The organism is Paenibacillus sp. 01T422 (assembly GCF_056398785.1).
Window position 1 is genome coordinate 1 of sequence record NZ_JBFTQB010000241.1, and the last position, 7,385, is coordinate 7,385.

General features: G+C 44.5%; 7 protein-coding genes and 1 pseudogene. 1 reads left to right on the forward strand and 7 read right to left on the reverse strand.

Annotated features, from left to right (window positions below; translation table 11 throughout):
• From AC1DUA_RS15355 to AC1DUA_RS15385, 7 genes and pseudogenes are all read right to left on the reverse strand, one after another.
• The coding region (locus AC1DUA_RS15355) for an ABC transporter ATP-binding protein (protein WP_477500598.1) at nt 1–804 on the reverse strand (804 nt) is incomplete at its 3' end.
• A 59-nt stretch (nt 805–863) separates the two neighbouring features.
• The gene (locus AC1DUA_RS15360; RefSeq protein ID WP_477500599.1) at nt 864–1,994 is read right to left on the reverse strand and encodes an extracellular solute-binding protein; all 1,131 of its coding nucleotides are present in this window, start codon (nt 1,992–1,994) and stop codon (nt 864–866) included.
• A gap of 48 nt (nt 1,995–2,042) precedes the next feature.
• Nucleotides 2,043–3,200 carry an ROK family protein gene (locus tag AC1DUA_RS15365; RefSeq protein ID WP_477500600.1) on the reverse strand — a complete coding sequence of 386 codons (1,158 nt, stop codon included), beginning with the start codon at nt 3,198–3,200 and terminating at the stop codon, nt 2,043–2,045.
• Nucleotides 3,201–3,699: 499 nt separating this feature from the next.
• A complete protein-coding gene (locus AC1DUA_RS15370; protein WP_477500601.1) occupies nt 3,700–3,891 on the reverse strand; it encodes an ATP-binding cassette domain-containing protein in 192 nt (63 codons plus the stop codon).
• 64 nt (nt 3,892–3,955) lie between these two features.
• Nucleotides 3,956–4,477 (reverse strand): annotated as a pseudogene (gene sigK / locus AC1DUA_RS15375) (RNA polymerase sporulation sigma factor SigK); the annotation flags it as partial.
• A gap of 464 nt (nt 4,478–4,941) precedes the next feature.
• On the reverse strand, nt 4,942–5,970 hold the full coding sequence (locus AC1DUA_RS15380; RefSeq protein WP_477500602.1) for a Gfo/Idh/MocA family protein: 1,029 nt from the start codon (nt 5,968–5,970) through the stop codon (nt 4,942–4,944).
• A gap of 23 nt (nt 5,971–5,993) precedes the next feature.
• A complete protein-coding gene (locus AC1DUA_RS15385; protein WP_477500603.1) occupies nt 5,994–6,881 on the reverse strand; it encodes a sugar phosphate isomerase/epimerase family protein in 888 nt (295 codons plus the stop codon).
• Between the two features lie 157 nt (nt 6,882–7,038).
• On the opposite strand from AC1DUA_RS15385, the gene AC1DUA_RS15390 reads away from it, so the two are divergent.
• Nucleotides 7,039–7,385 (forward strand): AraC family ligand binding domain-containing protein (locus tag AC1DUA_RS15390; RefSeq protein WP_477500604.1); only part of this gene is annotated, 347 nt, incomplete at its 3' end.

Below are 7,385 nucleotides of genomic sequence, written 5' to 3' on the forward strand. Positions count from 1 at the left end.
ATTACGGGCTAAAGCCGTTAGCACGAGGTCAGGGGCAACTCGGATTTTGACTTCCTCCCCACGGATCTCTTCAATAACGCCTTCCCACAAATTCGACTCACCGATGAACGAAGCTACGAACCGATTAACCGGGCGGTGATATACTTCCTCGGGTGTCCCGATTTGCTGGACGACACCGCCCTGCATGACCATAATGCGGTCTGACATCGACATCGCTTCCGCTTGATCATGCGTCACATAGATCGTAGTTATTCCAAGCTCAATCTGCAGACGCTTAATCTCTAAGCGTGTTTCTTCTCTAAGCTTAGCGTCTAGATTGGACAAGGGTTCATCCAATAGTAATATTTTGGGTTCAATCACGAGGGCTCTTGCAAGAGCAACACGCTGCTGCTGTCCGCCTGACAATTGGTCAATTCGTCTATGTCCGAAATCACCCAGATGCACCTGTCCTAAGGCTCGCTCTACCTTCTCGGTGATTTCCGCTTTAGACTTTTTTCTAACCTCCAGGCCGAACGCTACATTTTCAAATACAGTCAAATGCGGGAAAAGCGCATAGTTTTGAAATACCATCCCCGTATTACGTTTATTCGGAGGCAGAACCGTAACATCTTCATGCCCGAAGACAATGCGTCCTGCGCTCGGATAATAGAATCCGGCAATCATCCGAAGCGTCGTTGTTTTCCCGCATCCGCTCGGACCAAGAAAAGTGAAAAACTCTCCTGGCTTGATTCTGATATCTACATTTTGGACACCTTTCACTTTGCCGAACTCTTTGCTTACCTGTTCCAAAGCCACATCAATCAAGCAGGCTACCTCCCTTGTTGTAATCGTGGCGGAGGGGATCCTCCGCCATCCAATTCTACTTATTTGCCGCCTTTACCTCTGATGTTTTCATCCCAGTACTGCATCCAGTCTTTTTCCTTGTTCGCCATAACTGTCCAATCCAATTGCATAGGCTTTAATTCAACGCCCTTCAACCAAGCTGGAAGCGTATCTTTGCTGATATCCGTTCTGGTAGGAATTTGGAATAGTTTCTCGGCTAATTCCACTCGCAACTTGGAGTCAAATAGGAACTCATAAAACTTCTTGGCTGCGTCCATGTTTTTTGCACCTTTAACAATACCTACACCGTCTACCAGAATCGGCGCACCGCTTTTCGGATAAATAAAGTCAAATGGCTGTTTCTGCAATTCCTTCTGAATCATGATATCCTGCATGTTCCAAAGAGACAGAGTTCCTTCTTCACGCGCCAGCTTCAAATATAAGTTTGTAGGATCCTGTGCATATTCTTTCGTATTCGCATCCAGCTTTTTCAGCCATTCATAGCCTTTCTTCGGATCTGTAGCTCCACCTTCTTTAAACACCATTGCTGAGTAAATTGTTCTCATCGTACCGGAAGCAAGAACACCGCGAATGATGATCTTTCCTTTGTATTTAGCATCAAGCAGGTCATCCCAATCCTGAGGAGCATCTTCCTTTTTCAGCGCTTTAGAGTTATACATAATAACCTCAGGAAGCAGCATTTCGCCGTACCAGCGGTCCTTCGCATCCTTATAGAGCGCTGGTATGCTGTCGCCGAAGCTAGGTTTGAAGCTTTCGAGGAGTCCTTCATCTGCCGCTGTCATGAGTGAGGACTGGGTTCCACCCCACCAGAAATCGGATTGCGGATTAGCCTTCTCTCCACGGACACGTTCCATGATCTGCTGAGCGCCCATAGTAAGCACTTCAACATCAACATTTGGATTTTTCTCTTTAAACTTTGGAATAATCTCATCCACAACGTTTTTATCTCTAGCCGTGTAAATGACGAGCTTTTGCTTTTCTGTGGACTTTGGAGCTTCTGCAGGTTTAACTGATTCTGCCGGTTTATCTGTCTGATTGGTTGCTTGCCCACCGCTAGGAGTCGCGCTCCCACACGCTGTAACCGCTGTCATAACGGTGCAAAGAAGCATGCCGGTAACCCATTTCGATACGTTCCCCTTTATCATTCTCATTGTTTAAATTCCTCCAGTAAATTTTTTTTGGTGATCCGTTATGTATGTTTATGAAAGGGTTTCCAAGACAATTTGAATGGCTCCAATAATTCCTGCTTTAATACCTAAAGCTGCAACTTTGACAGGTGGTACGAAGGGAACCCATTCAGCTAGTAGCCCATTTAACTTCTTTATCCCCTGTTCGCCAATGTTGACCATTTCTCCGTTAATAATTAACAACTCTGGATCCAGCACACTAATCATATTGACCATGCCATGTGCCCAGTGAACGTAAATGTCTTCCAAAAACTGCTCCGCTTTACGATTTCCGGCCTCCGATTGCCTCATAAGTTCGGTAATTACACTCGTATCTTCGTTCCAGCCTGTCAGAATCAGCCTTGCTTTTTCGATGATGCCAGAAACCGAATAATTTCTTTCGAATACGCCGTATTCACCGCGTCGGGTTCGTCCGACAGGCCCAATCATCATATAGCCGATCTCGCCAGCAGCTTCACGAAAGCCTCGATAAAATTGACCGTCAATAATAATTCCTGCACCGATTCCTGTACCTACATACATATGAACTTGATTACGAACACCAAAGCCAATCCCCTGATGAAACTCACCAATCGTCATTAAATTAACATCATTATCGATAAAAACCGGAATGTTCAATCTTTCTTCCATTTCTTGCTGAACAGGTAGCCCCATCCAACCTGTGCTTGGCGCATAACTAATCGTTCCGTCCGTGCGTTGCGTGATTCCCGGAAGTCCGATCCCAATCCCTAGAAGACGGTCTTTCTCAAATCCGCTTTGCTTCAGAAGGGTATTCACACCAACTTCCAGCGCGCGAATCGCCGTCTCCCCATTGGTCGGCTGGGATAAACGGGTCTCGTAATTATAGAGCAATTCACCGCTAAGATCTGCTATGGACATATGGAGGGTGCTACCCTCAAATACAGCGCCAATCACACCTTTAGCTTTAAAATTGTACTCAAGTAAAATCGGTTTTCTTCCTCCTTTGGATTCACCAATGCCGACCTCGTTGATGAGGCCTTCTCGTATCATTTCATCCACTAGAGAGGACACACATGGTCGACTTAATTCAGTAAGCTTAGCCAAATCTGCCCGAGATACTCGCTTATTTTCCCTAAGTCGACTTATAAGTACATGTCGATTCATTTGTTTAACTAACTTGGTATTTCCAGTTTGACCGCGTCCAAGCACTTTACTCACCCCCTTTGATAGTTAAGATGACTAACAAAGTACCTTGATACAAATTTTAAAACTGGAGGGAATATTTGTCAATCCTATTTATGGATATATTTTCCTCCCTAATCCGACCTTTTTCTCCTTCATAGCAGTCCTGAAATCATAGGCTATATCAAAAGCAAGCATTGAAATCTCTCGGGTGACCATGTGTGCCCTACATATAGTTCACACATATATCTAATAGATTCTTCTTGTTCTAATCGATCGGTTTTTGTCGATTCATATTCAGTATAAAAGAGAATTAGGTAAGTATGGATTTCTAAGTTTTACTTAATCCCATAAAAATAAAAAAAACGCGGTGTATTTATCACGATTAATGAATTTCCTTTTTTGTACTACGCCTACACTAAACCCTATCATTTCTATTCTTCCTATATTTAGGATATTGATAAACTAAGTATAAACCAAGAAAAAAAGTGGCCGCCGATGGTTTGGCAACCACTTTTCCAGTATCTTAGTCCCCGCGTTCTGCAACATCCAAGCAGCCCAGAATGTTCATCAGCGTCGATTTACCAGAACCTGACGGCCCCATGATCGCCACGAACTCGCCATGATCAATCCGTAAGGATATATTGTCCAACGCCCGAATTGTTTCTCCACCCATTACATAATTCTTACTCATATGCTCAATCTGGATTAAGGCCATTCCCTTCGCCTCCATTATCTGAAACCAAATAAATGAAGTATGCGACTCCTCCAACTGACCGACCTTATCGCTTCGCCTTATAAAATTCATGATACAGCTTCATCAGCGCCCGCTTCTCAATCCGTGATACATAGCTGCGACTGATTCCCAGCTCCTTCGCAATCTCACGCTGCGTCCGCTCTTCCCCGCCAAGCTCCAACCCGAACCGCCCGACGACGACTTCCTTCTCGCGATCATCCAGTATCTCTAAATTCCGATATATTTTACTTTTCTCTATCTTCAGCTGCACCTTATCCACGACATCGTCAGCTTCCGTACCGGGAATGTCAATGAGCGTAATTTCATTTCCCTCTTTGTCCGTTCCGATGGGATCATGCAAGGACACATCTTTACGTGTTTTCTTCAGCGAGCGAAGATGCATAAGTATTTCGTTCTCGATACAACGAGCTGCAAACGTTGCCAGCTTTGTCCCTTTGTTCGGGGAAAACGACTCGATGGCTTTGATCAATCCGATTGTTCCGATCGAGATCAAATCCTCCAAATCTTCACCCGTATTATCGAATTTTTTGACATTGTGGACACGAAGCTATGTAAATCTACCCAGCTTTATAAAAAATAAAGAAGCTGCTTCATAGCAGCCCCTGTAGTATTCAACTATCGTTCTTTTGTTAGTTCAACAGTTTGGCGATGTATTACTTATTAACTTAATTGCTATAGCGATCTGCTCTATATATTAGAAAGGGTAAAAATTATAAAACCGACACCTACTGAGAGTAGTCCTTTTTTGCATTTTTTCACACATTGTAACCATCATCCATGAAAGTCTTGATTGGTCTTTATAGCTTTCATCTATAAAAAAAGAAACTGCAATAACGACAGTTACTATACTGAATAAAATAACTTTGCACTGGATAAGGGCGAGGCTCTCCATTATGAAATACAATAGGCAAATATTTTTTCCCAGTTAGCTCAATCTGCTTGCACGAATTGATCTCATTTCATTAGTACGTTAAAAGAGCCTCCCCTCACCAGGGCGGCTCTTCATTGTAATTATGACTGCTGCAGTATAACTTTTCGCTGCTCCCTAGCGCTTTGTATCGCACCAAAAACCATTGCGGTGCTGTAAATATTATCGGTATAACTCGTCTCTGCCGGACGTCGATCTTGAATCGCTTGGAACATTTCATCCAAGCACCCGTCATGTCCTTCCCGTCCTTCCCAAACATAAGGAGCATCGATACGATTATATTCATATAAGAATTTGGTATCTTGCCCCGGCGCCACAACTTCTGCGTACGGAGCTCCCTCCTTCCAACTGGCTGTTCCTTTACTGCCAGCAATACGCCATTCTGCTTCCCATGAGGTACGAATGCCTTCCGAACACCATGATCCGTTATATGTAAAGACTGCACCGTTATCAAATTCAAAAATGCAAACGGCCGCGGCATTGCCGGCATACCAGGAGCCCTCTGGATTAAACTCGTGGCAATAGACAGAGACGGGGTTAGCCCCGATGAGAAAGCGCGACTGATCGAACGTATGAATGGCCATATCCAAGATAAGCGGACTTTCCATCGCATCCCGGAACCCGCCAAAATGCGCACCGATAAAAAACTCCGCTGTCACAAAATTTGGTTTGCCAATCGTACCGGAGTCAATTAACTCGCGCAGCGCGCGAATATCTTTCAAATAACGTCGGTTCTGCATGATGCTATAGTTCAGTTCTGGCAACGACGCTGCCAATTGAGCCAGTTGTTTCGCCTCTTCCATTGAGGCTGCCATCGGTTTTTCACTCATCAGATGGCAGCCGCCATGGAGCGCCTCCAATGCAATCTTGGTATGCGCTGAAGGAATCGTCACATCAAAAACCAAATTAGCATTGGTTTCTCTAATCGCCTCTTCCACACTTGCGTACCAAGGTATAGTCAGCCCATAAGTTTCATTCATTTTTTGCGCTGCTGATTCGTACAAATCAACAAACGCTACTATTTCAGCATCGTCACGTTCTAGTGCATATTGAATCCACTTATTTGCCATACCGCCGCAGCCGGCCTGAACTATTTTATACATAGTGCCCATGACTCTACCCTCCTGTTTTCTTATTAAATGATGGGATTCGGAACAAACGTTCCACCTCGACATGTTTTTAAATAATTAAGAGCATGAACTTGCCCCGTCATCTCCAACTCATCGCGATATACAGGATCATGCCATCCTTCAATATCAATCGTACTTCTATACCCAGATAATCGTAAAATGGATATAATATCCGTCCAGTTGGTATCGCCAAAGCCAGGTGTCCGGTGCCATACATAAGGGTGATTGCCTCCAATACCATGCTCTTTGATCACATCCCATGCAATCGTAGCGTCCTTCCCGTGAACATGAAAAATCTTATTGACCCACTTACGCAGTTGTGGAATCGGCTCGATGAGCTGTGTCATTTGATGCGTAGGCTCCCATTCAAGTCCGATATGATCAAAAGGCAGCGCATCAAACATCATCTCCCAAGAAGTGGGATTATGGGCTATGTTCCAATCCCCTTTATGCCAGTTCCCGTTCATGGGGCAGTTCTCAAATGCTAATTTTATGCCATTTGCCTCTGCACGACGGGCCAGCTCACCGAACACTTCCTTGAATCTTGGTATGGAATCGGGGATTGGTTGATCCGTAAGTCTTCCCGTGAAGCCAGTCACCATATCCGCACCAAAATCCCGCGCACAATCAATCAGACGTTCCCAACTAGCCAACGTGTCCGCATTGTTTCCACTTCCAGTTAGCGGATTGCCAAAAATCGATATACTCGAAATGACTGTACCGTATTGCAGCATCATGTCACGAATTTGCGCAGCAGTTTCTTTTAAATCCGTCGTTCCTGTCGTTTGCCAAAACGAAAGCTGGAAGCTCTCGAAGCCATGCTTCACAATTTGCGGAATCACTTTGACTGCCGTATTCCCTTGAACGAGCGTACCGATTCTCATTTGTTCCATTTTAGTGGTCTCCTTAGTAGAAATATATCCTTACAAAGCTTATAGCCCTGCAGAAACATCTGGGATATACTAAGAATAGTTGAATTTCCGTAAAATGCGCTACGTAGAATCGTGTGAAAAACTTGCACAATTTTGTGCTGTTAGGAGTGAAGTTATTATGACTGCTCTGAAGGAATTAAAAGAAAATACCCGCATGCCTGGCAAACATTTTCAGGTTAACGTCTTTCACAACCTTAGCTCCGGCGAGCGCGTATTGTATCCTCACTGGCATGAACATATGGAGATCATCTATTTTGTCAAAGGGAGCGCTGTCTTTGACATCGGAGGCACCTCCAACGAGACATCACCAGGCGATCTGCTGTTTGTCCATTCTGGCGAGCTGCATACGGGCTATGCAGTCAACAATATGGACGTTGATTACTATGCCATCGTCTTTAATAAATCCCTGCTTGGCGCCGATTCGGGAGATCCAATGTACGGTCCGTTGGTGCTGCCCTTCATGGA